This window comes from Streptomyces sp. NPDC046876 (assembly GCF_040645035.1).
Taxonomy (GTDB): domain Bacteria; phylum Actinomycetota; class Actinomycetes; order Streptomycetales; family Streptomycetaceae; genus Streptomyces.
The window spans coordinates 1-26,141 of the sequence record NZ_JBEYXK010000096.1; the positions used below are offsets into that span (position 1 = coordinate 1).

The 26,141-nt window shown below is 68.4% G+C and carries 33 protein-coding genes, 3 pseudogenes and 1 CRISPR repeat array; of the genes and pseudogenes, 20 read left to right on the top strand and 16 right to left on the bottom strand.

Annotated elements, in window-relative coordinates:
* Positions 1–346: 346 nt before the first annotated feature.
* Positions 347–862 carry a hypothetical protein gene (locus tag ABZ924_RS31690; protein WP_361917443.1) on the bottom strand — a complete coding sequence of 172 codons (516 nt, stop codon included), beginning with the start codon at positions 860–862 and terminating at the stop codon, positions 347–349.
* A 65-nt stretch (positions 863–927) separates the two neighbouring features.
* Between ABZ924_RS31690 and ABZ924_RS31695 the strand changes: the two genes are divergently transcribed.
* A complete protein-coding gene (locus ABZ924_RS31695) occupies positions 928–1,071 on the top strand; it encodes a hypothetical protein (protein ID WP_361917446.1) in 144 nt (47 codons plus the stop codon).
* A 25-nt stretch (positions 1,072–1,096) separates the two neighbouring features.
* On the opposite strand, the gene ABZ924_RS31700 is transcribed toward ABZ924_RS31695, so the two are convergent.
* The 4 genes from ABZ924_RS31700 to ABZ924_RS31715 form a co-directional block, all read right to left on the bottom strand.
* Positions 1,097–1,813: a hypothetical protein gene (locus tag ABZ924_RS31700; protein ID WP_361917449.1), complete on the bottom strand. Its 717-nt coding sequence runs from the start codon at positions 1,811–1,813 to the stop codon at positions 1,097–1,099.
* A 625-nt stretch (positions 1,814–2,438) separates the two neighbouring features.
* Positions 2,439–3,044, bottom strand: coding sequence for a hypothetical protein (locus ABZ924_RS31705; protein ID WP_361917452.1), 606 nt, complete (start codon positions 3,042–3,044; stop codon positions 2,439–2,441).
* 509 nt (positions 3,045–3,553) lie between these two features.
* Positions 3,554–5,515 carry a pentapeptide repeat-containing protein gene (locus ABZ924_RS31710; RefSeq protein WP_361917455.1) on the bottom strand — a complete coding sequence of 654 codons (1,962 nt, stop codon included), beginning with the start codon at positions 5,513–5,515 and terminating at the stop codon, positions 3,554–3,556.
* 133 nt (positions 5,516–5,648) lie between these two features.
* Positions 5,649–6,029: a DUF6221 family protein gene (locus tag ABZ924_RS31715; RefSeq protein ID WP_361917458.1), complete on the bottom strand. Its 381-nt coding sequence runs from the start codon at positions 6,027–6,029 to the stop codon at positions 5,649–5,651.
* Between the two features lie 94 nt (positions 6,030–6,123).
* On the opposite strand from ABZ924_RS31715, the pseudogene ABZ924_RS31720 reads away from it, so the two are divergent.
* A pseudogene (locus ABZ924_RS31720) lies at positions 6,124–6,413 on the top strand (transposase family protein); the annotation flags it as partial.
* Positions 6,414–6,920: 507 nt separating this feature from the next.
* On the opposite strand, the gene ABZ924_RS31725 reads toward ABZ924_RS31720, so the two are convergent.
* From ABZ924_RS31725 to ABZ924_RS31755, 7 genes are all read right to left on the bottom strand, one after another.
* Positions 6,921–7,121 carry a hypothetical protein gene (locus tag ABZ924_RS31725; protein ID WP_361917461.1) on the bottom strand — a complete coding sequence of 67 codons (201 nt, stop codon included), beginning with the start codon at positions 7,119–7,121 and terminating at the stop codon, positions 6,921–6,923.
* Positions 7,118–9,337 (bottom strand): CRISPR-associated helicase Cas3', encoded by a 2,220-nt coding sequence (gene cas3 / locus ABZ924_RS31730; RefSeq protein ID WP_361917464.1) that lies wholly within the window; start codon positions 9,335–9,337, stop codon positions 7,118–7,120. The genes ABZ924_RS31725 and cas3 overlap by 4 nt, the downstream gene beginning before the upstream one ends.
* Entirely contained in the window at positions 9,265–9,648 is a 384-nt protein-coding gene (locus tag ABZ924_RS31735) for an HD domain-containing protein (RefSeq protein WP_361917467.1), read from the bottom strand. Before ABZ924_RS31735 ends, cas3 begins: the two co-directional genes overlap by 73 nt.
* An 88-nt stretch (positions 9,649–9,736) precedes the next feature.
* Entirely contained in the window at positions 9,737–10,399 is a 663-nt protein-coding gene (cas6e, locus tag ABZ924_RS31740; protein ID WP_361917470.1) for a type I-E CRISPR-associated protein Cas6/Cse3/CasE, read from the bottom strand.
* A complete protein-coding gene (gene cas5e / locus ABZ924_RS31745; protein WP_361917473.1) occupies positions 10,396–11,145 on the bottom strand; it encodes a type I-E CRISPR-associated protein Cas5/CasD in 750 nt (249 codons plus the stop codon). Before cas5e ends, cas6e begins: the two co-directional genes overlap by 4 nt.
* The gene (locus tag ABZ924_RS31750; protein ID WP_361917476.1) at positions 11,142–11,894 is read right to left on the bottom strand and encodes a type I-E CRISPR-associated protein Cas7/Cse4/CasC; all 753 of its coding nucleotides are present in this window, start codon (positions 11,892–11,894) and stop codon (positions 11,142–11,144) included. Before ABZ924_RS31750 ends, cas5e begins: the two co-directional genes overlap by 4 nt.
* A gap of 232 nt (positions 11,895–12,126) precedes the next feature.
* Positions 12,127–12,943: direct repeats of the CRISPR family, unit length 25 nt; unit sequence GTGCTCCCCGCCGACGCGGGGGTGG.
* A gap of 41 nt (positions 12,944–12,984) precedes the next feature.
* Complete coding sequence (locus tag ABZ924_RS31755) at positions 12,985–13,356, bottom strand: fic family toxin-antitoxin system, toxin component (RefSeq protein WP_361917530.1); 372 nt, start codon at positions 13,354–13,356, stop codon at positions 12,985–12,987.
* Between the two features lie 326 nt (positions 13,357–13,682).
* On the opposite strand from ABZ924_RS31755, the gene ABZ924_RS31760 reads away from it, so the two are divergent.
* Both ABZ924_RS31760 and ABZ924_RS31765 read left to right on the top strand, forming a co-directional pair.
* On the top strand, positions 13,683–15,353 hold the full coding sequence (locus ABZ924_RS31760) for a chromosome segregation protein ParM (RefSeq protein WP_361917479.1): 1,671 nt from the start codon (positions 13,683–13,685) through the stop codon (positions 15,351–15,353).
* Positions 15,354–15,369: 16 nt separating this feature from the next.
* Positions 15,370–15,558: a hypothetical protein gene (locus ABZ924_RS31765; RefSeq protein ID WP_361917482.1), complete on the top strand. Its 189-nt coding sequence runs from the start codon at positions 15,370–15,372 to the stop codon at positions 15,556–15,558.
* Here the strand turns inward: ABZ924_RS31765 and ABZ924_RS31770 are convergent, their stop codons facing one another.
* Positions 15,559–15,720: a hypothetical protein gene (locus tag ABZ924_RS31770; RefSeq protein ID WP_361917485.1), complete on the bottom strand. Its 162-nt coding sequence runs from the start codon at positions 15,718–15,720 to the stop codon at positions 15,559–15,561.
* A gap of 226 nt (positions 15,721–15,946) precedes the next feature.
* Between ABZ924_RS31770 and ABZ924_RS31775 the strand changes: the two genes are divergently transcribed.
* From ABZ924_RS31775 to ABZ924_RS31795, 5 genes are all read left to right on the top strand, one after another.
* On the top strand, positions 15,947–16,438 hold the full coding sequence (locus tag ABZ924_RS31775; protein ID WP_361917532.1) for a hypothetical protein: 492 nt from the start codon (positions 15,947–15,949) through the stop codon (positions 16,436–16,438).
* Between the two features lie 39 nt (positions 16,439–16,477).
* The gene (locus ABZ924_RS31780; RefSeq protein WP_361917488.1) at positions 16,478–16,759 is read left to right on the top strand and encodes a hypothetical protein; all 282 of its coding nucleotides are present in this window, start codon (positions 16,478–16,480) and stop codon (positions 16,757–16,759) included.
* A 271-nt stretch (positions 16,760–17,030) separates the two neighbouring features.
* The gene (locus ABZ924_RS31785) at positions 17,031–17,324 is read left to right on the top strand and encodes a hypothetical protein (RefSeq protein WP_361917491.1); all 294 of its coding nucleotides are present in this window, start codon (positions 17,031–17,033) and stop codon (positions 17,322–17,324) included.
* 232 nt (positions 17,325–17,556) lie between these two features.
* Positions 17,557–17,793 (top strand): RRQRL motif-containing zinc-binding protein, encoded by a 237-nt coding sequence (locus ABZ924_RS31790; RefSeq protein ID WP_361917494.1) that lies wholly within the window; start codon positions 17,557–17,559, stop codon positions 17,791–17,793.
* Positions 17,790–17,987, top strand: a complete 198-nt coding sequence (locus ABZ924_RS31795; protein ID WP_361917497.1) for a hypothetical protein — start codon at positions 17,790–17,792, stop codon at positions 17,985–17,987. Before ABZ924_RS31790 ends, ABZ924_RS31795 begins: the two co-directional genes overlap by 4 nt.
* 356 nt (positions 17,988–18,343) lie before the next feature.
* On the opposite strand, the gene ABZ924_RS31800 is transcribed toward ABZ924_RS31795, so the two are convergent.
* Complete coding sequence (locus ABZ924_RS31800; RefSeq protein ID WP_361917500.1) at positions 18,344–18,637, bottom strand: hypothetical protein; 294 nt, start codon at positions 18,635–18,637, stop codon at positions 18,344–18,346.
* A 260-nt stretch (positions 18,638–18,897) separates the two neighbouring features.
* On the opposite strand from ABZ924_RS31800, the gene ABZ924_RS31805 reads away from it, so the two are divergent.
* The 8 genes and pseudogenes from ABZ924_RS31805 to ABZ924_RS31840 all read left to right on the top strand — a co-directional run bounded on the left by ABZ924_RS31805 (position 18,898) and on the right by ABZ924_RS31840 (position 22,997).
* Positions 18,898–19,845, top strand: coding sequence for an RRQRL motif-containing zinc-binding protein (locus tag ABZ924_RS31805; protein WP_361917534.1), 948 nt, complete (start codon positions 18,898–18,900; stop codon positions 19,843–19,845).
* Between the two features lie 19 nt (positions 19,846–19,864).
* A complete protein-coding gene (locus ABZ924_RS31810) occupies positions 19,865–20,110 on the top strand; it encodes a hypothetical protein (RefSeq protein WP_361917503.1) in 246 nt (81 codons plus the stop codon).
* 1 nt (position 20,111) lies between these two features.
* Positions 20,112–20,402, top strand: a complete 291-nt coding sequence (locus ABZ924_RS31815; RefSeq protein WP_361917506.1) for a hypothetical protein — start codon at positions 20,112–20,114, stop codon at positions 20,400–20,402.
* Between the two features lie 124 nt (positions 20,403–20,526).
* Positions 20,527–20,799 carry a hypothetical protein gene (locus ABZ924_RS31820; RefSeq protein ID WP_361917509.1) on the top strand — a complete coding sequence of 91 codons (273 nt, stop codon included), beginning with the start codon at positions 20,527–20,529 and terminating at the stop codon, positions 20,797–20,799.
* A 202-nt stretch (positions 20,800–21,001) separates the two neighbouring features.
* Complete coding sequence (locus tag ABZ924_RS31825; protein ID WP_361917512.1) at positions 21,002–22,045, top strand: hypothetical protein; 1,044 nt, start codon at positions 21,002–21,004, stop codon at positions 22,043–22,045.
* Between the two features lie 126 nt (positions 22,046–22,171).
* Positions 22,172–22,495, top strand: a pseudogene (locus ABZ924_RS31830) (GGDEF domain-containing protein); the annotation flags it as partial.
* A gap of 88 nt (positions 22,496–22,583) precedes the next feature.
* Positions 22,584–22,841 carry a hypothetical protein gene (locus ABZ924_RS31835; RefSeq protein WP_361917515.1) on the top strand — a complete coding sequence of 86 codons (258 nt, stop codon included), beginning with the start codon at positions 22,584–22,586 and terminating at the stop codon, positions 22,839–22,841.
* 24 nt (positions 22,842–22,865) lie between these two features.
* Positions 22,866–22,997, top strand: a complete 132-nt coding sequence (locus tag ABZ924_RS31840) for a hypothetical protein (RefSeq protein ID WP_361917518.1) — start codon at positions 22,866–22,868, stop codon at positions 22,995–22,997.
* A gap of 72 nt (positions 22,998–23,069) precedes the next feature.
* Here ABZ924_RS31840 and ABZ924_RS31845 read toward each other — a convergent pair whose 3' ends face one another.
* The gene (locus ABZ924_RS31845) at positions 23,070–23,468 is read right to left on the bottom strand and encodes a hypothetical protein (RefSeq protein WP_361917521.1); all 399 of its coding nucleotides are present in this window, start codon (positions 23,466–23,468) and stop codon (positions 23,070–23,072) included.
* Positions 23,469–23,521: 53 nt separating this feature from the next.
* On the opposite strand from ABZ924_RS31845, the gene ABZ924_RS31850 reads away from it, so the two are divergent.
* Together ABZ924_RS31850 and ABZ924_RS31855 are read left to right on the top strand one after the other, a co-directional pair.
* Complete coding sequence (locus ABZ924_RS31850) at positions 23,522–23,791, top strand: hypothetical protein (protein ID WP_361917536.1); 270 nt, start codon at positions 23,522–23,524, stop codon at positions 23,789–23,791.
* 37 nt (positions 23,792–23,828) lie between these two features.
* Positions 23,829–24,866, top strand: a pseudogene (locus ABZ924_RS31855) (IS630 family transposase).
* Between the two features lies 1 nt (position 24,867).
* On the opposite strand, the gene ABZ924_RS31860 reads toward ABZ924_RS31855, so the two are convergent.
* Complete coding sequence (locus ABZ924_RS31860; protein WP_361917524.1) at positions 24,868–25,191, bottom strand: hypothetical protein; 324 nt, start codon at positions 25,189–25,191, stop codon at positions 24,868–24,870.
* 508 nt (positions 25,192–25,699) lie between these two features.
* Here ABZ924_RS31860 and ABZ924_RS31865 point away from each other — a divergent pair.
* Positions 25,700–26,089 carry a hypothetical protein gene (locus ABZ924_RS31865; protein ID WP_361917527.1) on the top strand — a complete coding sequence of 130 codons (390 nt, stop codon included), beginning with the start codon at positions 25,700–25,702 and terminating at the stop codon, positions 26,087–26,089.
* Positions 26,090–26,141 lie beyond the last annotated feature (52 nt).

Here is a 26,141-nt window from a genome sequence, read left to right on the forward strand (position 1 = left end):
CTACGAACGCAAGGCCGAGCACTTCCTCGCCTTCACCAGCATCGCCTGCACCCTCATCTGCTACCGCAGGCTCGCCAAATGAGATGGCCTCTAAGGCGCGGGCAGGGACCGCGTGACAGCACGCGGACTGTACGGACCGCGTCGGTGCGCGCGGAGCGGTTGGCCTGACGAGTTCCCGCCCCACGGTCCCTGAGCCGTATCCGCGGGTCAGCCCCCAAGGTGCACGGGCCAGAGAACGGCCCCAGTGGCGGTCGCCAGGCGCCGTGCTGGCTGCCTCCTCGATGAGCGGGCAGAAGAGGAGGCAGGCAGGCAGCACGCGGACGTTCCGCTTCCCGGATTTGGCGAGCTACTTTTGAACGATCTTCTTCGGCGCCGCTTTCTTGGCAGTCGCCTTCTTGGAAGTGGACTTTGTGGCCACTTTCTTTGCGGAAGCCTTGGCAGTATTTGCCGCGGACTTCTTGCTAGCAGTTTTTGCCGGTACCGTCTTGCCGGTCTTCGCAGCAGCCTTCTTGCCGGCACCCGCCGTTGCCTTGGTGGTTGCCTTCTTGGTAGGAGGTTTCGCAGAAGGTTTTGCAGCAGTCCGCTCAACTGTCGCCGGTGCAGAGGTCTTTGCGCGAGTTACGGGAGCAGACTTCCGCGAGATGGCCGCAGTCGACTGGGCCAGTCCTGTCAAATGCGCAAGCGAGCCAAGCACTGCGTCGACTGCGTCATTAGCCACGCTGCGATCAAGGCCTTTCTGTCCCAGTCGTTGAGCAACTGCTTCGAGCAGAATTGCTCGGAACAACTCCGACCCGACGACCGCCCACCGATCAGCTTCAGGCTCAGTTAGTGACGAAATGGCGAGTTCTGTTCGGATTGTCACTTCATCAGGGGAGGCTTCTGCCCCACTCGTGCCACTCTTCGACCATTCATCTCTAAACTCCCCTGGTGCTGGTGCTGGTGCTGGTGCTGGTGCTGGTGCTGGTGCTGGTGCTGGTGCTGGTGCTGGTGCTGGTGCTGGTGCTGGTGCTGTTACGGAACTCGTCCCCTTCCGCGTCCAATCATCGTCACCCTCGAGCACCCCGAATGTAGACATGGCATCGGTCTCTCGTGTCCGCTATCTGATATAGATGGTGGCGGCGATCACAAGTGCAGCCTCGACCAGAAGTAGGCAAGCGCCAGCTTGGTACCACCTGGCATACGATTCGATTCGCGCTTCATTTGTTCGAGAATCCTCCACTATGGCTCGAGATGCCCTACGCAGGATGCTTTTATTGTCGCCTGAAGCGCTCAGAATTGCGCGGGGGTTGGGGCCGAAAGACCAGCCCGCCCTCGGCCATAGCACCCACAGGGAGCAGACGCCGATCGCTAGAAGAATCACCAAGAGAGCTACAGCGAATCCAATTGGGATCGGATTGTCCTTATTGATGATTCCCAGGGCTGAAGAGAAAGAAGCGATGAGAGCAGCGACTGTGAGGAGGCCCGTGGCGCGATTTCTCAAATTTCCTACTGTTCCGTCCTGTTGTGTGAGAGCCAGGATGGCTGCGTCGTAGGCAGTTTTGTACTTTTCTTCGGGATCTTGTTCTTGTCCCTCGTGGACAGCCGCATCCAAGGCTTGCTCAGCCGCCTGAGTACTGCCAAGCCTTTCGGTCAGTATCCCGATCAGAGCTGCTCGGTCCGCTCCTACTGCTTCCAAGGCCTTCTCAGCCGCCTCTGTGCCGCCCAGTCGGGCTGCAAGGATGCCGAGCAGCGTCGCTCGATCTGTCTCTGCCCTTTGCGGAGTACCGTCGGGCTCAGGCGGTGACACGTTGGTCTTTCGCCGCGGCACCTTCATTCGCTGACCTCCTGACGTCGAGACTCCACCGCAAACGGCAGTGTCACCCCGCTGGTAATTGAGGCATTCAGCGACATGCCGAGGTTCTCCTTAAGTGGAGTCCCTCTAGTCCGGTTGCGCGCCGTCGTAGGGCCGCGCCCGAGGAAAACAGCGGGTGACCGGCCGACCGAGCTGCTGGGTAGCCGCCCGTCTTGGACCAACCCTCGACTCCAGGGGTGTGCTCGTCACGCGTCGGCCGGACTCACAGCGCAGGGAGCCCGGATTGCCCGCCGGGCCCCAGCCGACCGCTTGGCCGCGTGGTCACCGCGCCCTGCGCGTGCTCGAGGTCGTCCACCGCCACACCGGCGACGTCCACCTCAGTCCCTTCGCCCAGGCGCAGTAGCTGCTGTCAGCGGCGTGGACGGTGTCCGAGCCGTCAAGCCTGGTTGGGCGTAGGGCCGGGCATGAAAGAAGGCCACGGACAGCCAGGCCCTGCGGAGTGAGGCCGGCGGCGTACATCCCCACAGGCCCGCACACGCATCGCCCGGCCTCTCACGCGGTCGGCGGGACGTTACCCTGATCAATAGGGATAGTCAGGCATACAAAGACATGGAAGCCACACACACGGTGGGGAGCATCCGCTGGGTCAGCCGAAGAGGTTCCAGCCGCCGAATCGTGCGAGCAGCGCACGGGTGTCGTCAAGGTTGAGGCCGAGGCCGGCGGCGACCTCCGCGGGATCCTGGCCGCGTGCGTCGTGGGCTGGCCAGTAGGCGGTGCGTTGCGCAATGAGTTCCAAGCCTCGGGCAGCTTTGATAGCGGCGGTCGGTGACTCCTTGGCAAGCCTCTCGATAGCGTCGCTGACGTTGCGCAGGAGCGCCTGCAACTCGGCCGGGAGGGGGACTGTGGTGTCGCCCACCGTGTTGATGTGCCGGTCCCAGTCTTCCTGGCACCGCGCGGCGGTGTCCCACCCGCTCTCGCGAAACGGCCGGTCACCGGCCGTGTGCCAGTCCAGGGGGTACGTGGTCCCGGTCCAGCCGCAGGAACATTCGGCGCGGAGTACCTCCGCCTTGGGGCGGGCTGGGTACATGCCGCCGTCGTAGACGCTCCAGTGGCTGACGTCCCAGCCACCTCCGCCCGAGTTCGAGTCGAAGTACACGGGCTGGGGCGTAGTGCCGTCTGCGACGAGTACCCCGACGCGGCCTTCATGTGACGTTCCGTATTCATCGGACGTCCAGATCTCGTCCTTCTCCATAAACCCCTCCCACGTGTTCTGAGCTGCAGTCATTGGCCTCGGGGACGACGATCTCGCACCTGCGACAGGACGCGCGGGAGAACGGACAAACTTCGCTGCACCGTGGACTCGAGGCCACCACCGCAGCCAGCTCTTCCCGCCAGGCTGGGCGGGGTGCTTCACTCACGCACGCTTGTCCGCCGGCGCCGTCGAACTTCACCGCGACCTGCGCAACCCGGCCGCGGCTTGGCGACGGAACGCCCAAGCCGATCAGCGCGGCCTTGGCACCCCAGCCGCTCGCGTCGCTCTGCGGCGCCAGGCCCACGCACTTCGCCCCCGCGGTGATGGCATGAGCGCACCGGTCACGGAGCCGGTGGAGTCTCAACCGTGGCGGCCGAGGACGGCCCGGCGCCCAAGGTGTGGAGCTGGCCGGCGGGCGACCCGCCAGCCGTGCGGGTGCGGTCTCGCGGCGCCTGGCGGTATGCCGCCGTCAAGGCCCGGCACGACTAGCGAGCCGTTGGCCAGTTCAGTCAGCGCTTGACCCGCCCGCGCACCGCCAGCACGAGGAGGAGCAGCAGCAGCGGCAGCATGAGCCTGGCTGCCATCTCGATGTATGTCCCAGCCCGCGTCAGCCCCTGGCCGGGGGATCTGAAGGCCACCGAGTTCACCGCTGTCCGCAGGGCGCGTTCCGCCCGATGGCGACTGAACTTCTCTGGCCAGGGTCCGGGCGCCCGGCCGCCGGGCCGCCGGTCGAAGGTCTCCACCGTCTTTACCTCGGTTAGCTTCTCACCCGCCGGCGCACGGGTGTACTGAACCGGCGGGACCTCGCCAGTCGGCAGGCCCCACGCCATGAGCGCGAGCACCACCGCTGCCACGGCCACTCCAAGGCATGCCACGGCACGCGAGGCGCGCAGCCCGTAACCGGACACGAACCAGTAAAGGGACAGCAAGGTACGCTCGCCCCATGGACGCTGGCGGTCCTTGCGGCGCATCTCCATTTCGCCGTAGTAAAAGTCCGCCGCGTCTGGCTCGTTCTTGACGTCCTCCAAGGCCTTGCGCAGCGACCTATAGGTCCCCGCGAGGTCGTCGGCCCCCGGCGTCAAACGAGGGTCCGGGTGGTGCGGACCTCGGAGCCAGCCCCACGGGGGCGCCAGATTCCACCGGTTCAGGGCACGCCAGTAGTGCTCCTCGATCAAGACACGTCGCTGGGTCCACCCTTCCGGGGCGGGGGCAAACGCACAGTTACCCTCGATCCGCAGCTGATCCAGGTGGAGTGCCCCTACGAACTCACACTTGCTCAGGTCGGTATCCGTCAGGACGAGGTGGGCGGCGTCGACCCCACGGAGCGAGTACACCCGCACCCTAGCGTCTGGCTCAGGACCGAAGGCGACCTGTCCCACGATGAGGCGGCGGCCGGCGCGCTCGACTGCGTACGCGCTGAACCGGGGATCGAGCAGGCGCTCCGGCGGCGCGAACCCGGCGACGGGGTTGGCGCTGACCGCCACTGGTGAGGACAGCACAGCATCTTCCAGGTCTACGTCCGCGTATCGCAGGCGGAGGGTGGCCATCGACTCCCAGCGAGTCCGGCGAAAATACACCCACCGGGAGGCAATCAGCATCGCTACCGGCGCCTGGAAAATAGCGCCGTCGAAGTGAAGCCCTTCTCCGCACACAAGTGGTCCTACCTGTGAAGCCTTCTCCCCGAATGTAGCGTTGGTGAACCTGGCTGCACTAAACGTTGCTCCATCAAACCGAACAGGGCCGTGGAACGTTGTCGACTGGAACCAGGCGTGGGCAAACTTGGCGTCCCTAAAATTGGCGCTGCCATTGAACGTTGCGTCGTCGAACATGACGTTTTGGAGCAGCTTAAGTTCAGGCTCACTGAACGTCACCCGGGTAAAAAGAGCATCGTTGTTGAACGTCGCTCTAACGAAAGTGACGCTGAGGCGATCTCCCGGCTTCGTCACGACTGGGGCGGTGCCGTTGAACGTCGCCCGCCAGAAATTTGCCACGCCGTCGAACGTCGCCCCACTAAAGCTGACAGCGGGTGCGTCTGGTCGGCGCGCCCTGAACATCGCACTGTCGAAGTTGGCTTGCCGATGGAACACCGCTTTGTCGAAGCTGACGCGGCAGTTGAATGTTGCTTTCTCGAAGTTTACAGGGCCGTAGAACATGGCTCCCCGGAAGTCGGCATCACCGTAGAACGACGCCTCATAGAACTGAGCGGCGCCGAATTCCGGAGCTTCTGAGGGTGAATTTTGGACGGCTTGCAGCAGAGATTCCAAGAGCGGCTGGTCGATGCGCGTGCCGCGGTAGTCGACGTCCGGGAGGTAGCCTAGGCTGCCGAGGTGTTCCTTTCGCTCGCGCGGTGAGAGATGGTAAAGGCACGCGGTGTAGCCGGGGACGAGAATTCCTCGGCAACCAATTCTGTAGGTGGTTCGGTTCCGGCCATGCCCGCAATGGGACCACGGGGGAAGGGTGGTATCGGTCATAGGCTCATTGATTCCTCAGAGGAGCCTCGCCTCATCGCTCCCACGCCGCGCATTCGGGTGGTTAACCGGACGTGTTCGAAGGCCGCCAACCGGAAGACCACCTCTAAGCGCTGTCCCGTAAACGATCTCCCTCTCAGGGGCGTCGGGGGTAGTCAGGGTGATCGGCGTAAGGTGACACGAGGTCGAGCAGGTCATCGCATGGCCAGGTCTCGCCGTCGTACTGGCAGTCATCGCGGTTGTCCCACGGTAGTTCGGGGTCGCCCGTGGCAGGACTGAGGACATGGCGGGCGACCACGCGTCGCTTGGCCTCGACCTCCCGCAGGACACGAGCAGGGTCGTGCAGCGCGACGTGCAGGGCAATCGTGGGATAGAAGCCGGAGAGTTCTCCTTGGCAGAAGTCGACCGTGTGCCCGCGAGCGGTCCACTCCCCGCAGCCATCACTGTCGCAGCGTCGGGCCAGATCGGCCTCCTCATCCAGCCGTGCGTGGAGGAACGTCACCAGGTCTTGACTCATGAGGTCATCGTGGATGATGCGCCAGGCCCGGTCGCCTGATTTCCATGCTGTGCGTAGGGCCCGGCCGGCAGGTTGACAGTGGAATGATCTTGCTGTGGCTGGTGTGATCACGGCATCGGAGCCGTTCTGGATAGCCCCGTTCACCGGGCTGAGCCCGCGTGCGTTCGGGAAGCTGGTGACGGTTCTGCGGCGCGAGGGTGCGGATGCGGTCCGCAGGGGCCGGCCGTGGAGCCTTCCGTTGGAGGACCGGGCACTGCTGGTGGCCGCGTACTGGCGCACAAACTTGACGATGCGGCAGCTCGCTCCGCTGTTCGGGTCTCGAAGTCGGCGGCAGACCGGATCATCGACCACCTCGGGCCGATGCTCGCCCTGCAGCCCCGCAAGACCTCTACAGCTCGGGCTTGACCAGCACGATGTGGCTCACCTCGGGCAGTGGCAGCCCTGCCGCCGCGGGGGCGAGACCGGCGTGACGGGCGAGAGCGGCGGTTTCCGCCGCGCTGATCCCGCACTGGAACGTCCCCTTCCCCTCGCTCGACCAGTAGCCGTCATGACGGGCCGTCCAACTGCCGCCGACAGCAGCCCCCGGGTCTCTGTCGCTGCAGCCATGCCGGACCATCCCCGCGTCGGCGGGGAGCACAACATCCCGCGACTCGGCGATGCCTACGTCTGCGGAACACCCCCGCGTCGGCAGGGAGCACGCAGGCGGCGGGGGTCGGCCTGGTGCCCGAGGCAGAACACCCCCGCTCGCGCGGAGAGCACACCGGTGTCAATGGCGCGGTGCTGTTCGGGCACGGGTTACCTCCGCTCTCTGTGAGAGCACCCACTGCGCTGCCCCCACGCGCGCACGCCCGGGGGACCGCGCTCGCGCGGAGAGCTCGGCCTTTGAAGGGTTCAACTACGGATGATGCCTTTCTGAAGCTCTAGAGAGATTGCTTTTCCGTCTCGCCGGTACGGCTTGATGGTGGTGCGCGTGACGGCTTGGGGAAGCAAGGAGATGTCTCGCAGGCCAGGCACGGTGGACCACTCGGTGGGGCGGTGGGTGGGGTCTGCAGGGTTGAGCCATTGGCTGTTGACGGGGATGGTCGCGTTCATGAGCCGGCGGATGGCTGGTCGGTCTTGGGGGTCGATGTGCTGGGGGAGGGCGGTGCGTGGGGTGTGGTGGGTGGGGTGGAGCCAGTGGCGGCCGTCAGGGGTGGTGTAGGTGGGCAGGATTCGCGTGCTGTGTGCTCCGAGACGGTGGCGATTTTGTCGGGGTCTTCGTCGGTGTTGGTGAGGGGGTGGAGGTCCCGTATTGATGCGGGTGGGCCGATCGCGGTGAGGTGGGCGGTGGCTGTCCGCTGGGCGTCCTCAGTGATGCGCGTGAGGTCGTCTGCGGCTGCGAACTCGGGCCCGTAGACCTGGTCGATGAGGTGCTGGACGTCCCCCGGCACGGCGATGGTCAGCTCGTCGCGTGAGGCGAGGAGGTCGCGAGTGCGGCGCAAGACAGAGGCCGGGTACACGTTGCCCCAGTGTCGGGGCGGCAGCTGGCCGGTGGGAGTGAGAACGGCCAGGCGTGGCTGTCCTGTGGGCGCCCAGGTGGGTCGGTCACTTCGTGGGTGGCGGTGGCCGCGTCCGGCGCGCTGGAGGAGGAGGGCCAGGGGCGCGAGATCGCTGATGACGAGGTCGAAATCGACGTCGAGTGACTGCTCGGCGACTTGGGTGCTGACCACGACGAACGGGCGGTCGGGCCGCTTGCCGTGGGGTCCGGTCCAGCGTTGAAGGCGTCGTGTGATCGCGGTCCGCTGCCGGGCGGGCATGCGGGCGTGGAGGAGCCTTACCAGGGGTGGCCGGGGGCTGATGGTGTTCCAGGTAGTGGTGAGGAGGTCGTGGGTGGCCTGCGCGTCGGCGACGGTGTTGCAGATGATGAGTGCGCAGCCGCTGTCAGTCTCCTGGAGAGGGGCGAGGAGGGTGAGCAGGGCGCGTGCTCGCCCAGTTTCGACCTCTGGATCGTGGGTGTGCTGACAGTGGCGGATGTCGATGGTGAGCTGGTGTGCGCGGTGTGATCCGAGCGAGTCGGATGTGGTGATGGTGCCGCTCGGTCCGCTGGTGTAGGTCCAGCCGGGGTAGCTGGGTGTGAGAGCGGGTGTGTCGTGGTGGCCGGCGCCGTGGCGGTAGGCGTGGACAAGCGCTGCTGCGCCTTCCCCGGTGAGGGTGGCGGAGAGCAGGATGACGGGTGCTCCCAGGGCGCCCAGCCATTGCAGGAGCCGCAGGGTGAGGGCGTGGCCGTGGGCGTCGTAGGCGTGGACCTCGTCGATGACGACGGTTTTCCCGGATAGGCCCAGCCAGCGCATGGCCATGTAGCGGTGTGGGAGAACGCTGAGCACGGCCTGGTCCCAGGTTCCGACGGCGATGCCGGCGAGGAGTCCGCGGTGGCGGCCGCGGAGCCATTCGGCGACGGTGGCGGGGTCGCAGGTGGCCGTGTTGAGGTCGCTGGGTGTGTACGCGGCGTCGAGCCAGGCCATTGAGTGCAGGAGGGTGACGGGTGGTGGGGTGTGGCAGTTCGCTCGGGCGTGAGCGCGGACTCGAGCCCACATGGCGTCGGTGGTGGCCATGGTGGGGAGCAGGAACGCGAGCCCGTTCGTGCCGGCGGCGGGCCCCATGATCCGTTCCGCGTAGAGGGCCGCTTCTGTTTTCCCTTCACCGGGTGGCGCGGTGATCAGAAGGAGCCCGGCGCCGTCACCGGCGAGGGTGGGGAGGTGGGCGGCGAGGCTTTTTTGGACGGGGTGAAGGCTCCTGCCTTGCAAGTGGGGGAAGAGCCCTTCAAACGTACGCGTACGCCGCCATGTGGGAGGGGTGAGCTGTGCTTCGCGTAGCGCTGCAGGCGCTGCCCGGTGTGCGCGGCGGGCGTGTGCCTCCCAGCTGCCGGTGGCGTCTTGGTCCCAGCGGCGCTGGCGGGCCTGGACCCAGGGGGTCTGGGAGACCAACCAGTCGGCGAGGACGATCAGGCCGGTGGTGACTGTGGCGGCCGGCCCGCTGGCCGGGCGGGTGGGCAGCGCGGAAGTACCAAAGAGGGCGTGAATGAGATGGACGAGGTTTTCACGCTGCTGGTCCCAGGCCTTGTCGCCCAGAGCGGGTACTGCGCCGAGGGGGCAGGTGAGTTCGTTTCCCTGGTGGGAGAGAGCCGGGGCGTAGGTGCCGTGGTGTCCGCTGATCAGCTGCCCGATCTGGTGAGCGGCCGACCGGGTGGGGCGGCCGTTCAACGGCATCCCGTGAATGCGGTGGAGCAATTCCGGGAGCGTGAGGTGGGCTGCCCTCTGGTGGCTCGGCAATCTGCTTCCGGTCGGGGCAGGCTCGTAGCCGGGCAGGCCCGTGACCTGATCCGCTCCGGGGCGCAGGCCTGGAAGCCGGGGGTGATCTTCCCCAGATCGTGGAGGCCGGCGAGTGTGACGACGAACAGGCGCGCTTCGTGGTCAGCAAGCCCCCACCCCTCGGCTATCACGCGCCGCTGCCGTGGTGTGAGGTAGCGATCCCACAGTGCGCCGGCCATGACGGCGGCATCTATCGCATGACAACCTGCGGGATAGGGATGGGCCAGACCACGGTCCTTGGCCCACAGCCGTCGTTCGAAAGGCACCGGCACTCCGGTCTACTCCAATGTCTGGAACGGGTGGTGGCCTCGCACTAGCAGGGCGTGGCCACCACAGCTGGACCGCCGCGAAGAACGGGGCTCAGCTCCGGTAAGGGGCGATCGACAGCAGCCCCAGGCCGTAAGCCCTCCCCCGGCCGATCCCCGACGTGATCGCCGCCCTCAGCGCCGCCGGGTCCGTGATGCGCGCAACACCCTCGAACCGGATGACGGAGTAGCGGACCGGCTTGGCCGCACCCCGCCTGGCACGCACATCGCTTTGGGGGATGTCCAGGGCGAGCTGGTTCTCCAGACCCGCCTTCACGGCCTGCCGCTCCCACCACTGAAGCGCTTCCTCACCGCGTAGCGGGATCCGCTTGCCTCGTTGTCCCGGCACCGACTGGCTCATCGACGGATGCGTGTCGATGCGGTACCGCACCACACGTCCCTCCCTGCCCCAGTCCAGGAGCGGCCCGAGATCGCGGTAGTCGATGTCCCGGGCGTACCCCGCCGGGAGACCGCTGCGGTTGATGGGCAGCGTCGACTGGACCAGCAGCACGGGCCCGCTCTGCTCCCGTTCAACGCGGAAGAGGGTGTTCGTCGCCGCCCGTGGCTGCGGACCGAGATTGTCGGGGAACAAAGCCTGAACCCTGTTGTGCAGGCTCGTGGCATCGGTGAGGTCCCGATGAACCTCCCGGCTGCGCTCCTCCAGCCGCAGCTGCGCCAGGTGCACGGTCTGGGTCAGCGCTTGCGGCACAGTACTCACGCTGTCACCTCCTGCCTGTATGCGGTCAGTGCGTTGATCCACTGCGTTCCGAGGCCGCTGTCGAGGGCTCCCGGCAGTTCACGCTGCCTCTCCCACATCGGACGGCGGATGAACCCCCTGTGCGTCCCTCCCACCGGGGTGTCACGGACCTCCCCATCGGGCCGGGCCCCAGCCTCAGGAGCGGTGTCGTAAATGAACGTCACCGCCTCTCGGGGCCCCCTCCTAGCTGAGGCCCGGTGAACCGGAAGGCGGTCCAGGTCTCCGACAGGGTCCACGACCTGGTCGAACAGCAGGATCGGGGTATCCGGCGTACAGGACCGACGGCCCAGGAACAAAGAGAACACCGGCCGCTGCAGCGCCTTCCCCACCATTTCAGTGATCACGGCAGGGCCGGTAACGGCCACAGTGAACGCCGCGTCCGTCAGGTACCAGCGCTCGGTAAGGATGGTCCCCTCACCAGCCTTGCGAAACTTTCCTTCCGCGGTCGGAGGTGTCAGATGGCGCGGATAGCCGCCCCCGACGGTGTGGAAGTCCATCTCCCGCTGCCCCGGCCGGTCCACCCTGATCGTGTACCGCAACTCCGCCAGATCCCGGTTATCACTGCCTCGCGGCCGGCCCAGCGCGCAGGCGAACAAACCGGCAAGTGCCGACCTCGTAGGCCACCGGTACGTGGTGCGTACCTCGAACTCCGCCTCGCTACCCCAGGACTGGACCGGCCCTGACAAGTGCAGGAGCAACCCGCTCACACCTGCTCCTTGGCCACGGCGTCGACCACACGGGAAATCAGCTGCTCCAGACCGTCGATCCGCTCCCCCAGCGCTTCGAAGGACTCACTGGCCAGCCCGCTGTGCGCGTGGATGACCAGACCGTCCGTGCCCAGGAAACGGTGATGCGCTGCCGCATGCTCGTCCAGCCGGGCCAGCGATGCGGGCACATACCCCTGCGTACTGTCGGGTACCGCACTTTCGTAGGCGCCGACCAGGCTGACAGGACGGTCCGACCGCAGCGCGACGTACACCAGGTGCGGCACCGTGAACGGCGCCGTCCCAGAGGCCTTCGCCGGCAGCACCGTGGTGACGAACGCCCGCAGGAACTCGGCCGTCACCTGCAGACCCGTCTCCGTATCACCGTCGAGGTTCCCCACGAGCTCGCTCACGTTCAACGATGCGTACCGGTAGAACGTCGCCGACGTGTACCGGTTGTCACCCATGTGACCCGCGCCGGTCTCCGTTCCCTCTTCCTGCAGGATGTCGTCGACCGCAGTGAAGTAGTCCAGCTGGGTAACAGCCGCATGGGTACTCAGCCCATGGGCCATCTGCACCGCGCCGTCGACCGTGGATCCGGACTCGTTGGCGAGCATCCGCCCGAACGCCGCGACCGAAGCATTCCTCGACTGCAGAATCTCCACTGCCTCCCGCTCTTCGGATCCCACGCCCCGCTCGGCAACGCCGTCGGCGGCGCTCCCTGACGGGCACACGTCGCGTCCCAGCGCCACGTCTCTCCTGCCATCGCAAAGCGCCCTGAGCTGTTGTCACTCCCGTCCCAGCCCTACTGGAGTACGGTCCTCTATGGCTCATTGAGAACTAAATGTGTACGCGCGAACACTTCAGGTTTCCCCGCCGACGCAGGGGTACCGACCTCCAGGGGCTCGCCGACGAAGTGATCACGTGCCCCCGCCCATGCGGGAGTGGACCGCGGATGCCATCCCAGCCGACTTCTACGAAGGCGTGCTCCCCGCCGACGCGGAGATGGTCTGCCCTGGAGCGCGGCGCATTCGGCGATGGTCGGGTGCTCCCCGCCGACGCGGGGGTGGACCGTGATCGCCCAGCTTGGGCTCTAGCATGCGGTGGTGCTCCCCGCCGACGCGGGGGTGGTCCGATCGTCGGGTCCGTGTTCGACGCGGCGCAGGTGTGCTCCCCGCCGACGCGGGGGTGGACCGAGGGCGTCCGCCGTGGCCTTCTGCTTCTTCTTGTGCTCCCCGCGGACGCGGGGGGTGGACCGCCGAACGCGTCTATCTGCGCGATGGCCAGGTCGTGCTCCCCGCCGACGCGGGGGTGGTCCGCTGTACAACACCTACGCGGGCGGCCGGACCTGGTGCTCCCCGCCGACGCAGGGGTGGTCCGCGGTGCAGGCCGACGAGCGCGGACCAGGCGCGGTGCTCCCCGCCGACGCGGGGGTGGTCCGATCACCGCGCTGTGGTCACGGCAGAGCGGGAAGTGCTCCCCGCCGACGCGGGGGTGGTCCGGAGGCCGGCTACCACCGGACCGCCGGCTGGGCGTGCTCCCCGCCGACGCGGGGTGGTCCGGCGTCTGCCAACGCCGAGGGATGGACCGGACTGTGCTCCCCGCCGACGCGGGGGTGGTCCGTTCGACCCACCCCGCCCCGGGCTCGGCTGGCTGTGCTCCCCGCCGCCGCAGGGGTGGTCCGCGACGACCCGCGTGGGTCAAGCCCAGGTTGAGGTGCTCCCCGCCGACGCGGGGGTGGTCCGCGGCTCGTCCTGGCGCCCCCGTCGGGGCCCTGTGCTCCCCGCCGACGTGGGGGTGGACGTTTCTTGCTGACGCGGGTGGAGCGAAGACCTGAACTGGTTAACGAGTCCAGTCCTTCAACGAGGTCGCGACCTGTCGGAGGTCGATCTGACCGCCAACTACCCGCTCGACGAGGTCGACGGCCTCTTTGGTCGTCGCGTTGACCGGGAGCCCGGACGCATGCAGATATGCGGCGGCCACCGACGCCGCGAACAGCTCGTTCGAGTGCTCCAGCGCTGGCACGCGAACGAGCTGATGAAGCAGTGCGGCAGCCCGGTGGTGGGGATGGCCGTAGACCGGTGTGTCCATCACACGGAAACTGTGCCTGGCCCGGGCGGCCTCAAGAGCTCCCCAGTCCACGACCTCCGGGTCGCCGGGGAGCTCACGGTGCGCGATATCAAGTAGCCAGGTCAGATCGACCTGCAGAAACATGCCCATGCCGCGCGTCAGGCCGCGGTGGCGCTGTGACCAGCGGTGCCACCGAAACGCTGCGCGAAGCCGTCAGCGTGCTGGCTGATGAATGACGAGCGCCTTCCACGAAACGGCCGCGGGTGAGGTCGGCATCCAGCACCTCGCCAACGTACGCCTCGGCCGGTAGCCGCCTCTCCGCCGCAGCGCGTTCCAGCTGGGCGTACTTCTCGTCGCTGATCTCAATCCGGATTTCCCTAGCCATCCCACCACGTAGCGGCCTGCCACGGCTAGCGGCAGGGGAATGTAAGGCGATTGAGGCCACCCGGCACCCCGGGCAGCGGCACGACATGACGATCCTGCTGCGCGCCTCGGAGACCGGACGGCCGATCACCGGCCTGTCGAAGGACGCGGTCGCAGCCCCGTTCGGCGTGCCGTCCAGCGACGTCGTCCTGGCGGAGGTCGCCATCCAGCCCGGCCGCCAGGGCGGCCCCGGCTGGATGGAGGCCCGCATCACCCCCGACGCCAACCAGCGCCGCCGCACCAAGCCCACCGACGCCGAACGCTGGACGGACCGGGTCGCCGGTCCCAAGGGCGGCGCCCCCGGCTCCGAGCTGGTCCACAAGACCCGCGACGAGATGCGCGGCGTGACCTTCTACCGGGCGAAGATGGCCGACGCCACCGAGACGCCGCGCATCGACCTGGCCAAGGTCTGCCGCGGCTTGGGCCTGCCCGAAGACGACTCCTGCGTGTTCGTCCTCATCGACGGCACCGAGTTCCTAATCAGCGCGTTCGACACCCCGCCGCTCTCGCAGATCTTCCCCGCCACCCGCGAGCTCCTGACCCCGGACCCCAAGGGCATGTACGTGTGCGGGTACACGATCACCGGCCAGCCGGTGAAGAACATGGTCTTCCAGCACGACAAGAACGCCGCGCGGCACGGCCTGATTCTGGGCGTATCCCGGTCCGGGAAGACGCAGTTCTTCGCGATCGACATGGCCGCCATGTCGCTGGCCGGCCAGGTGGTGTGGCTGTCCACGGTCCGCAAGGACGAGAAGACGACCGTGCTCGGCCGGTACATCGACCGGCAGGGCTCGAACGCGCTGTGGATGGCCCGCTCCCTGCGGGCGGCGAAGGCGCTGTGCGAGATCAGGGCGGACATGCCCTGGCCGCACGACGGGCAGCCCCACGACTACAAGCCGGGCGATCCGCGCTGCCCCTACCGGCAGCTGAACGTCTTCGCGGACGAGTTCATGACCGCGGCGCAGGATGCGGAGTTCGGCGAGTTCATCCAGACCGACGGCGACGACCTCACCGTCACCGGGCTGAAGTACGGCATCGGCCTCAACCCGGCCGGCCAGAGCCCGTTCGCGCACAACGGGTTCTCCACCGAGATGAAGGACAACCTTCGCCAGAATAGCCGACCGACCATCTTCAACATGGGCTCGCCCGGCGCCACCCGCAAGGCGGCGGAGGGCACCATGGAGAACCCGTACGACGTCCCGACCATCCCCGCCCGCTACTCCCGCACCGAGGGCTCCGCGATCGAGCGGGCCATGCGCGGCGAGGCCGACCCGGAGAACGGCGTCTCCACCGGCGGCGTCGCGGTCATCGTCCTCGACAACGGCCGCACCGTCCTGATGCGGTCGCTGTACGCGGACTTCGACACCGACCTGTCCGAGCTGTTCCCCGACGAGGTCACCGGCTCACCGACCACGAGATCAGTGAGCTGGAGAAGCGCGGCCTGTGGTTCGACTGGAACGAGCCCGTACGTCCCGGCGAGTTCTGGCCCGAGCCCGACGAGGACGACGACGGCGACGGCAAGCCCCGTCGGCGCGGCGGCGGAGGCGGCGGAAAGGGCGGCGGCCGCGGCTCCAAGGGCGGCAGCAGCCGTTCCGAGAAGGTCGCCTCGACCCGCCAGGCGCTGGAGGCCATCAAGAGCCTCACCGACGCCTGAACCACCCACCCAACCCCCGGGGCCGGCCCGCCCGAGCGCGGCTGGCCCCACCCGACCCTCGTGAAGGAGCACCACCCGCCGTGGCTCTCTCCATCTCCGCCACCGTGCTGCTGGCCATCATCGTCGTCGTCCTGGTCAAGGGCGGCTACGTCCGCGTCGGCCCCGCGCTGACCTGCACGCTGTTCGGCTTCACCCTCGCAGCGACCGGACTGGCCCCGGCCATCAACAGCGGCCTCGCCGCGCTCACCGGATTCCTCTCCAGCTTCTGACTACGCCTCGGTCCACGGCGGGTCAGGCGTGTAGTGGAGGCCGTCGCAGAACCGGCAGTCCCACTCCGACGGGATCTCCCACTTGTCGACCCACCAGCCGACCTGCTTCCCGACGAAGTAGTTGTCACCCCCGCACCACCCGCACTCGAAGACGAACTGCACCTCACATCCTCCCCCGCGCCTGATGGTCCGAGGATGCCTGGGGCGCGCGTGCGGTGACTACCCACCCGCCAGCCCCAACTCCCCCGCTACGCAACGCCGAAGGGCACCGCCGGACACGCACCCCGGCGGCGCCCTCCGACGTCGCGCACCCGCTCCCCCACAGCGCCCTCCCGGCCCGCCACGGCCAGGAGGGCGCTCCCCTTCCCGCGTGATTGGAGAACCCCTGATGGACCCCCTGCACACCCAGTCCGGCATGCCCGAGTCCGAGGCTGCGGCCGAAGCCCGCCGCCTGATTGACGACTGGGCGGCCCGGCCCGTACACCACCACCCCACCTCGTTCCGCGACGACACCGCACCGCCGGCCTTCGGCACCGCCCCGCCGGTGCAGCAGCCCGACCACCGGATCGTCCCGGCCTGGGCGGCCGGGATCGCGGTCGCGAGCATCGGCGTCGGCGCCGGGGTCACCGGCATCGGCTGCGGTGCCTGGCTCGTGCTGCAGGGCCTGTCCTCCGTCACGCTCACCGGCGTCCTGATGGCGACCCTGCCCTTCGCGGCCGTCGCGATGGTCGCCACCGCCATCGGCGGCGCGATCAGCAAGGCCCGCGCGGCCGTCACCAAGAACGTCTTCGAGGGTCCGGTCACCCACCACACCGAGATTCACAACAACAGCACCACCCGCGGCGCCTTCTTCGCCCGCACCCGCAACGAGATCCACTGACCCACCCTCAGACCTTTCGGCAGAAGGAGCAGCCACGCCATGCCCAACAACGACAAGCCGGTCAACGGCAACGACGTCCCGTCCTTCCTCGACCTGCTCAGCCAGCTGCCGCCCGAGCCGCGGGCCCCCGAACTGGGCGGCCAGCACGGCGCCGGGCGCCTCGCAGGGCTGCGCGCTGCCTGGAAGGAGTCCTGGGAGGAGGGCGGCTTCCTCTACCAGCGCTGGAGGAGGTCTTCCAGGCCCGCCACGGCAGCTGGCACGAGGCCACCACCTGGATCAAGACGACCGTCCTGTTCGGCGGGCTCAGCCTCATCGTGCTGATGCTGGACGCCGCCGGCGACGTCGTCTCCGCCGCGCTCAAGGGTCTGTCCGCCGTCCCCGCCACCAGCGGCGGCGACGCCAGCGGCCGTGGGGCACGGTCGACCACCCCATTCGCGTCTTCCTCGCCGACCAGGCCGCGCACCTGTCCGTCGCCCCGGCCGCCCTGTACGCGTTCTGGCAGCTGGCCGGGCTGCTCGGCCTGGTCGGCGGGTTCCTCGACAACGCCGGAGCCCGCATCGCCTGGCTGCTCTTCGGGATCGGCAGCCTCGCCATGATCTGGTCCGCCGCCCCGGCCGGGGGCCGCGCCGCCGCCACCGGGCTCGCCGCCCTCATGTGGGCGCTCGCCAGCATCTTCGCCCTGCGCGGCCTGACGCTTCGGCCCATCGTCCACAACCACCCGCCGCCGTACCGGTTCAACCCCGCGCTCCACCTGCACGCCACGATCCCCGCCCCGACCCCGGCGGGCGACGACCTGATCGGCACCCACCTGGCGGGCGCCCCCGAGCAGCAGCCGGCCGCGCCCCGGCCGGGCCACACTGTGCCCGCCCCGGCCACCTCCGGCTGAGCACCCGCGCGCACAGCCCACGGCATCGCCGCACAAACGAGCCGCACCACCCTCTGCGCCCCGCCGACACCAGCAGACGTCGGCGGGGCGCAGCGCTGCCCACCGACGACTGGAGGAGATCGCTCGTGCTCATTCCCCGCCCGCGCCGCCGCATCGGCCGGCCCCGCCAGCAGCGTCCCGGCCCCCGCTATCCGCAGCGCCCCGACCGGCTGCCCGGCGCCTGGAGCAGGTGATGGCCGACCAGGACCAGGACCTGGTCGACGTCGACCCGTACAACCCCGGCGACGGCTCCTTACCGGTCTTCCGGTGGAGGCAGGCCGGGCGCACGAACCTTGCCACCCGCCGCCAGCTGCGGGAGATGGGGCTGCGTCCCGGCGGCCAGGAGCCCGTCGCCCGGATCGAGTGCCGTGGCGGGAAGCGCTTCGCGTGGTTGTACCGGATCGACTTGGCGAAGCCGAGTTCGCGATGACGCTCGCGAAGGAAGCCGCCCTCGACAAGGCGATGGCCAAGCGCCAGACATGCCCCGGCCCCTGCGGCCGGCGCTACTTCCACTGCCTCCCCCTGAAGACCGTGGGCTCGTGCCTGGAGTGCTACGACGGCACCCCCGCCGCTCCCGGCAGCTACCCGAACCCGCCCGGCAACCAACTCGCCGCCGCGGCCTGACCGCGCGCCTTCTGACGACTGCCTGATCCACCCGCCCCGCGACGACGAGGGCCGGGTGGTGAAGGGGAGCCGGACAGCCCGGCCGGAAGGGACCCGACCATGACTTTCAGCACCGACACCGCACCGCTGCCCAGCGACCCGGGCAAGAACCTGGACGCCGCCTGCGCCGACGTCGCCACGAGAGACTGCAGGCGCTGGCGGTCTGGGTCGACCTGGTAGCGGTTGCCGTGCAGGGAGACCAGCGCGGTCTTGGACACGGTGCGGTGCTCGGACCAGCGGAAGGCTTCCGCGAGGTCACCGCGGTCAGGTACATCCACGCGGCCCACCGCGAACGCACCGGAAAGGCCCTGCGCTGATTAGCGAGCTGGGAAGGAGTCCAGAGCAAGATCCCATTGGTCGGCCTCGCGAAGCAGTGCTGCAGTATCCAGCCGCATCTCCACGAAGTATTGGTAGATGTCCGCCCCGTCATCTTCCTGCTGCCATGGGGGTGCTGCCTCAAGGGAGAGGTGAACACGAATCACTGCACCGCTGTCGCTTCGATCAGCGAGGCTCAGGGCAAGGACCGGTTCGACGAACCATGTGTCTGGAGACAGCCAGCCTTCGGCATCGTGCCCCGTCACCGCCACCCGGCGGCCACCGCCCGCAGCCACGCGGACACCTGACGGACTTCATGAGCCAGCAGACATGGATCAGTAAATGACCAACTGCCCTCAGGAGTGGCCGCCGACCCGCCAATGACCAGCCAGTTGTCGTCGTAGGAGTCGCCTCGGACCGCAGCGAACTGATAGCGCAACGGACGGAGCTCAACGCTGCTCGCGTGATCACTCAAAAGCACGGCCACACGATGTCACGGCCCCGCCGCTCAGTGCGGCTAAATGATCACCTGGATCGGTCCGCTGTATCAGACGTCATGCCGTGCCCCGTCGAAGGCGTACGTTCGGACCGGGTCAAGGTGCAGCTCGTATGGCCCGGAGCAATCTGCGGCGAGAGTGGCGATCCGGACCCCACATGGGCAGGCTCGGTTGGGTCCTTCGGTTCCGTTCGGGCCGCAGCAACCGGTGCTGTTCTCCCACCCTGGCAGCGGCTGCAGGCCGAGGGCGTCATCAGGGTGGACAACGACCGTGTCGCGGTCGCCGGCCGAGACTACGAAGCCTTCCTCGGTGGCCATGAGCGGTCCACGAGGATAGCCCGGTACTGGGTTGTCTTGGTCTTCCTGCCGGACGAAAGGTGCTCCCCACGGCTCGGGCTCGATCGCATAGTGACCCTGCGGCACAGTCGGAGACGCCTGGCGTGCTCCCTTGGGTCGAGCACTGTCGAGGTCCGGGACGATCGGAAAGTCGGACAGAACCGTCAAGTCCGGCGTGAGCGCGATGCCGCACTTGGAGCAGTAGAAGACCGTCATGGGACCCGTTGTAGTCGCAGATCCATAGGCTCCGCACCCCAATTGGCCTCGGCCACCCACCGTTGCCGACAGCGAACCCGTCTGTATGACGACATATCCGACTGCCCGAATGTGCGGGTTCACCGGCTTACCCTTCACGATTCGACGCACTCGCCCGCTTTGTGCCCCGGCGGCCAGGAACCCGTCGCCCGGATCGAATGCCGCCGTGGCCGGCCCTGCGCGTGGCTGTACCGGATCGACCTGGCGAAGCCGAAGCTCCCGATGGCCCTCGCGAAGGAAGCCGCGCTGGACAAGGCGATGGCCGCACGCCAGACATGCCCCGGCCCCTGCGGCCGCCGCTGCTACGTCGGCCTTCCCTTGTGGACCTTGGGTTCCTGCCTGGAGTGCTACGACGGCACGCCCGCGGTCCCTGCCACGTACCCCGCTTCCCCGGCGAAGCACTCGCTTGCCGCCTGAACCGAGAGGACCACCACCCATGAGTACCGCCGTCCGCGCCTCCGCCTTCACCGAGCCCGTCCGGCCCAAGGGCCTGCTGATCCGGTTCGTTACCACCGGCGGCAGCTACGTCGACGTCACCGGCCACGGCGAGCACGCCGAGAACAACCGTTGGAACTGCCTCGGCTGCGGCGACTCCTCTAGCCGCCCGGAACAGGGCTACCTGTTCCGTATCCGGCCAGACGCCAACCCCCACGAAACATCGCCTGCCGTGCCATCCCGCTAACGTGACGGCGCGCCGCCTGCGCACCACTCTGCTGCTCGCCGCCGCCATCCCGCTCGCCGCGGTGACGGCCGCCGCCGCACTCAAGGCCAGCCACCTCGCTCTGTACGCCGACCGGCACCGCATCGAGATCACCGCCCGCCCGAGGCCGAACTGCCCGCGCTGCCAAGGCGAGGGTGGCTGGTGGACCGGCGGCGCCTTCCCCGAGATGGAGGCGTGCGGCTGCTGGGCCCACCGCCGCGAGCTGCGCCTCAAACTCCTGCCCGTCTCGGCCTGGGACGAGCCCCCATTCTGAAACACCACCGCCCCCGGCCGGAGACCGGCCGGGGGCGAGGCCCACGGGGCGTCCGCAGCATCGGTAAGGGGCCGGCCGCCCTGCACACCCCAGCCCGAACACCGAGATGAGGAGCACACCCAGCATGACCGATCGCCTCCGCGCCATCGAGGGCCCCTGGTCGCCGTTTTTTACCGCCCTCTTCGACTCCGTCCACCCCCTAGAGGGCCAGCTCGTTCAGCGGGAGCACGACGCGATGATCAAGGGAATGCACGGCTCGCACCTGGTCTACAAGAAAGACGGCTCCCCGGTGGAGGAGAACCCCTGGCGCACCGGCAAGGAGGGCCGCACCTGCACCGCAAGCGCGTACGGCCGCCGCAGCGTGAGTCGGCACGTCGCTTCTTTTCGGGCTTCTTGAAGGAAGATTAGGCGCCCTTACGTATGTCGTGGTCAGTGTCTCTGCTCTGGGCTGCTGCGGTGCACGAAACGTGATGCGGACGGCGGCGGCTTGATGTGGCGACGTAGGCGCGGCCGGCTGGCCCTACCCCAAAAAAATCCGGTGAGCCCTTTCCCGTAGGCGAGGCACAATTCCAGGGGGATCGGGGCGAGAGGGAGCTTGTTTGGACGTGTTCGTGTGTGCCGGGTGCGGCACGGAACTGACGGCGCCGGTTTCCCGAGTGGCCCTCCCGGTCCATACCCATCACGGGGGATGGGAGGAACTTCATCCTCCGCTGATGGAGCCCGCGACGTACGCCGTCGACCCCCAACCCACTGGGCCTCCGTGGCGGTTGTGGGAGGAGGTCGGAGAGGAGGCGGCTGCCCGGCAGGGCGTGTACGCGCCGGTGTTCTCCGTCTCCTTCGGCGCGCGGAACAGGATCGTCATCGCCCCCGGCGACTCCCGGTCCATGGCGCTGATACCCGAGAGGTGCGAGGGCTACTGCCGGGGTGTGGACGGCCGGGACGGCCCCAACCTGGCTTGCGAGGGGTGCGGGCGGGCCGTGGCGACCCGCATGGACGACTGTGGACTGTGGCAGGCGGTATGGCTGGAGCCCGGCGCGGTCGTACGCCGCGCCTCGGGGCTCCCCGCCGGTCTGCCTCCCGACTGGGACGAGCTGGAGCGCGCCGAGCACCGCGTCCCACCCCTCGAACCCGACGGGTCGTGGAGCCGTCGTTGGGAGGCGGCGGTCGGGGTCGCGCTGGCCCACCTCGTGGCGGCCACTGAGGACCGCCCCGTGATCCTTCCCGCCGGCCCCGTTACCGAGCTACTCGGCAACGCCGTCGGCAAGTACCTGCCGGCCGGGCCCGATGCCCGTACCGTGGGGCTGGCCGGCCCGGGAATCCGCACGCCCCGGCCCCGCCCCGACGTCCTCCTCGTCCCTCGCCACCCCCTCACGGGCGAGCCCTGGCGCCCGCTCGGCGACGAGGGCGCCGTGGTGCCGCTGGACAGCGGGGTCTGGGCGTACCTAGCCCACCCGGGCGAAACCTCACCGATGCCCGCTACGGGGGTGCTTCCGGACGGCGTCCTGCGCGACGACTATCCCCTGCCACCACGCCCCTGGCGCCCGCTGACGCCCCACCACCGTGCCTTCGAGCACACCCTCGTTGGGCTGCCCGCCATACGCGCCCTCCGGCTGCGCAGGTACCACGACGCGTACCGATCATGAACGCTGACTGAGCGTCTGCGGCGCCGCGATCGCGGCGGTCCGCTCATCCTTCGGTTCGGATCACAGGTCCTTTTGATCCTCCAGGACCTTCTTGGTGGTTCCCACAAGACGGGGTGGGATTCTTCGGTGCGCGTTGCTGCTCAGCGGGGTCGGCGTACGGAGCTGTTGAGCTGGCCCCATCAGTTCCCGGTTGGTGGCTCGGGCGGCTTGGACGGTCGCGCCGCACAGGCAGCTCACCGCCACCCGCTGACCGGCCTGCTGCGCTGCGACGCCTACACCGCCCGCACCCGCCGGCTCCTGGCCCGCCACGACGACTCGGCGGTGGTCCTCGTCGACCAGGACCACTGCAAGGCCGTGAACGTCACGCTGGGCCACGCGGCCGGAGACGCCGTCCTCGCGGCGACCGCCGCCCGGCTCACCACCTGGGCGGGCCCGCGCGAAGTCGTCGGCCGTCTCGGAGGGCGGGCAGCGCCGGCCCAAGGAAGCCCACCGAGGACCTGGTCGCGCAGGTGCGTCAGCAGCTGCCCGACCTGCGCACGTGAGCACCCGCCATCGCCCCGCAGCCGCACCGCCCGAGCAGCCCGCCGTACCGGTTCCGCTCCTGGACTGGCACGACGGCAGGCACTTCGCCTGGCCCGAGCGGTGCGTGCTGTGCCGGAAGACCACCCCGCTGAGGTCCCACGCCGGAGAGGCCGTGCACAAGACGTGCGCGGGGCTCTGGAACGCGGCGCACCCCGGCGAGACCCGGTTCGTCTCCGACCTGCCCAAGAGCGGCAAGAGAAAGGACCACGCCTGAACCTCCCTCCAGACGGAGGCCCTCATGAGCAGCACCAAACGCGACGTTGACCACGCCCTCGCCTACCCCGAGCCGCCCGCCTCCCCGCTCTGGCGCCGCCACGGCGCCCAGGCCCGCCCGCCCACTCACCCCCGAACAGCAGCGAAGCAACCGTGAGCTGCTTGGACATCGCGCAACGCACCACCCGACCCGGCTCGCGGCGTATGCGGTGGGCACGGGTGGCGGCCTCTACAGCTGGAGCTTTTGAGCGTCTCTGCGCGGGGGACGCTCGTTCTTGACGCCGCTGCATGCCAGGAGCTCGGTCCCGGTGGCGTCGAAGTACAGGGTGAAGAACCAAGATCTGTCCACTGCGACGATGTTGCCGGTACGCAGTTGCTCATCGCGGTGCCGAGCGCGGAGGATCTCAACGGTCTCGTCAAGGCCGACCGTCTTCAGGCCGATCTTCAACGACCACCTCAGCCTTGCCGCAGCGATGCCAAAGACCATCCACTGTGGGGGCCGTCCGTCGAAGAGCATGACCTCGCCGCCGGCGGCGATGGCGTCGCGTGCTGCCTTGCAGGCACTGGTCTGGCCTTTGAGCATCGCAGTGATGTCGGGCTGACTTGGGTTCTCGTTCTCGGTGGCCATGCGGCGACAGTAGGGAGCGAACGCAGCCGTCGCTACAGGATTCGGACGTCCCGATACACGACACCCGCCACCCCGACCGGCACGGTGTGCACGTCTTCACCGGCGTTGCCGACTCCCCCGCCACGGCCCTGCGCCCCGCCCACGAGGTGTACGACGCCGCCCTCGCCGCGCACACGGCCGGACTGGAGATGCCCGGCAAGCAGCCGGACAGCTGGGGAGCGCGCGGGCTTCGGCCCGGCTGGCAGCTGGAGTGGCCAGCCGCGAAGGCCAGCCCCTGGCACAACCCCGTCAGCTGGACCGTCCGCAGCAACTTCGCGCTCTAGTTGTATTGCCCAGTGAGGTTGGGGACGCGGCTGGCGGGTGGTTTGCCTGCGAGCGCGGTGTGTGCTGCTGGCCTCGGCCGGCGGGAACCGCGTCCCGGTGATCGCCCATCTGGTCCAGGCCGATGAGGACACCGTCCGCGACGTAATCCACCAGTTCAATGAGATCGGCTTGGCCTGCTTGGACCCTCGGTGGGCGGGAGGCCGTCCCCGCCTGCTCAGTCCTGACGACGAGGACTTCGTCGTCCAGACGGCCACCACCCGACCGGCCAAGCTCGGCCAGCCCTTCACCCGCTGGTCGATCCGCAAGCTCGCCGCCCACCTGCGCCGCGTTCACGACCGGGGCATCCGCATCGGCCGCGAGGCCTTACGCTGCCTGCTCGCCCGCCGCGGCATCACCTTCCAACGCACCAAGACCTGGAAGGAGTCCCCGGACCCCGACCGCGACGCGAAGCTGGACCGGATCGAAGAGGTCCTGGATCGCTTCCCGGACCGGGTCTTCGCCTTCGACGAGTTCGGGCCACTCGGCATCCGACCCACAGCCGGCGCGGGCTGGGCCGCTGCCGGCCACCCCGAACGGCACCCAGCGACCTAACACCGCACCCACGGGATCCGGTACTTCCACGGCTGCTACTCGGTCGGCGACGACACCCTCTGGGGCGTCAACCGCCGCAAGAAGGGCGCCGCGAACACCCTGGCCGCACTGAAGTCGATCCGCGCCGCCCGACCCGGCGGCGCACCCATCTACGTGATCCTGGACAACCTGTCCGCTCACAAGGGAGAGAAGATCCGCCGCTGGGCGAACAAGCAACGCGTCGAGCTCTGCTTCACCCCGACCTACGCATCCTGGGCGAACCCGATCGAGGCCCACTTCGGGCCGCTGCGGCAGTTCACGGTCGCCAACTCGAACCATCGTAGCCACACCGTGCAGACCCGGGCCCTGCACGCCTACCTGCGCTGGCGCAACAACAACGCACGACACCCCGACGTCCTCGCAGCCCAACGCCGTGAGCGCGCCCGCATCCGCAGCGAGGGGGGCATCCGCTGGGGCGGACGACCTCTCGCCTCTGCAGCCTGACCTACCGCGCAGCCCGCAAGGCCGCCGCGATCTGAGCGACGTCCAGGTCGACGACGACTTCCTCGCCGTCCCACACGCCGCGCGAGGTGATCGCCAGGCCGATGAAGGCCAGCTCGGCAGCATCGTCACGAAGTTCGTACTCTTCGCGGCTCTCCTCTCCGACCCTCCCCAGTTCCTCGCGATCCCAGGCAGCGACCGCCGACTCAGCCACGGCCCGAGGCAACCGCACGCTGATCCGACTGATCCGGGGAGCGAGATGAGCCCCGACGGCCGCCAGCACGGTCCGGTCCTGCTGATACCTCACATACTGCTCACGATCTTCCACCAGCCGAGGGTACTCATGCCGAATCGAGGCACGGGTTCCAAACCCGGTGAACGTATGCGGTCAGAGCACTAGCTCTGCCCCGGGACAGGCGCACATCGGCGTCCAAACCAGTCGCCTGCCCCGGGCCCACCCACCCCGTACAAGACGAGACAGGGAGAGCCCCAGTACGGACTCCGTCCTGCGCGCTCAGGCCCGGTTCGGGCACCGCTGATCTACGTCTACGCCGCCCATCCGGACAAGCGCCCCGACCGGCTGCCGTAATGGCAAGTTAAGGAACGCACCGCCCACTCGACTACCCAGGACCCTCTCCAAGAGCGCCCCGCTCGTCCGCCTGCGGTGGGACCGCATACTCAACGAGGCGTTTGTCACACCGCGCAGACCGCCATGCGCTATGGCGGTGCCACCTGCCCGGAGCGCACCGCGAAACTGCCATGTAGCGGGCCCACCCCGAGCCCGATGCCAGCTGAAGCCCGTGGCGGTGTAGCGGTGGGTCCGGCATCATCCCCATGTGATTGTGATGCAACCCGTTCTGGAGATCTCCGCTGCCGACGACTTCGCGCTCTGGCCGGTGGGAGAGCACGAGCCATATGGCTACCTCGTGCTGAACGGGGAGCTGACGCCGGCGGAGGTCGGCACGGCGGTTATGCAGATCGCCGACTGCAACAACTTCGAGCCGGAGGTGGAGCACGGACCGTGCCCGACCGACCCGCTCGGCACCTTCCTGCACGGGCTGCTCACCATGCCTGATCTGCTCGCCGCCGGCGGTTTCCGGGTGACCGACAACGCCACCGACACCGTCTTCGTCGAGCCAGGCTGCTGCAACGGCCTGGAGACCTGGCGCGACTGGCTGGAGGTGCTTAGAGGCCATCTCATTTGGCGAGCCTGCGGTAGCAGATGAGGGTGCAGGCGATGCTGGTGAAGGCGAGGAAGTGCTCGGCCTTGCGTTCGTA

Coding starts and splice junctions, on each gene's coding strand:
- ABZ924_RS31700 (WP_361917449.1), bottom strand. CDS start 1,813: ATGAAGGTGCCGCGGCGAAAGACCAACGTGTCACCGCCTGAGCCCGAC.
- ABZ924_RS31705 (WP_361917452.1), bottom strand. CDS start 3,044: ATGGAGAAGGACGAGATCTGGACGTCCGATGAATACGGAACGTCACAT.
- ABZ924_RS31710 (WP_361917455.1), bottom strand. CDS start 5,515: ATGACCGATACCACCCTTCCCCCGTGGTCCCATTGCGGGCATGGCCGG.
- ABZ924_RS31715 (WP_361917458.1), bottom strand. CDS start 6,029: ATGAGTCAAGACCTGGTGACGTTCCTCCACGCACGGCTGGATGAGGAG.
- ABZ924_RS31725 (WP_361917461.1), bottom strand. CDS start 7,121: ATGAACGCGACCATCCCCGTCAACAGCCAATGGCTCAACCCTGCAGAC.
- ABZ924_RS31755 (WP_361917530.1), bottom strand. CDS start 13,356: ATGTTTCTGCAGGTCGATCTGACCTGGCTACTTGATATCGCGCACCGT.
- ABZ924_RS31760 (WP_361917479.1), top strand. CDS start 13,683: ATGACGATCCTGCTGCGCGCCTCGGAGACCGGACGGCCGATCACCGGC.
- ABZ924_RS31775 (WP_361917532.1), top strand. CDS start 15,947: ATGGACCCCCTGCACACCCAGTCCGGCATGCCCGAGTCCGAGGCTGCG.
- ABZ924_RS31780 (WP_361917488.1), top strand. CDS start 16,478: ATGCCCAACAACGACAAGCCGGTCAACGGCAACGACGTCCCGTCCTTC.
- ABZ924_RS31785 (WP_361917491.1), top strand. CDS start 17,031: ATGATCTGGTCCGCCGCCCCGGCCGGGGGCCGCGCCGCCGCCACCGGG.
- ABZ924_RS31790 (WP_361917494.1), top strand. CDS start 17,557: ATGGCCGACCAGGACCAGGACCTGGTCGACGTCGACCCGTACAACCCC.
- ABZ924_RS31795 (WP_361917497.1), top strand. CDS start 17,790: ATGACGCTCGCGAAGGAAGCCGCCCTCGACAAGGCGATGGCCAAGCGC.
- ABZ924_RS31805 (WP_361917534.1), top strand. CDS start 18,898: ATGCCGTGCCCCGTCGAAGGCGTACGTTCGGACCGGGTCAAGGTGCAG.
- ABZ924_RS31810 (WP_361917503.1), top strand. CDS start 19,865: ATGAGTACCGCCGTCCGCGCCTCCGCCTTCACCGAGCCCGTCCGGCCC.
- ABZ924_RS31820 (WP_361917509.1), top strand. CDS start 20,527: ATGACCGATCGCCTCCGCGCCATCGAGGGCCCCTGGTCGCCGTTTTTT.
- ABZ924_RS31840 (WP_361917518.1), top strand. CDS start 22,866: ATGAGCAGCACCAAACGCGACGTTGACCACGCCCTCGCCTACCCCGAG.
- ABZ924_RS31845 (WP_361917521.1), bottom strand. CDS start 23,468: ATGGCCACCGAGAACGAGAACCCAAGTCAGCCCGACATCACTGCGATG.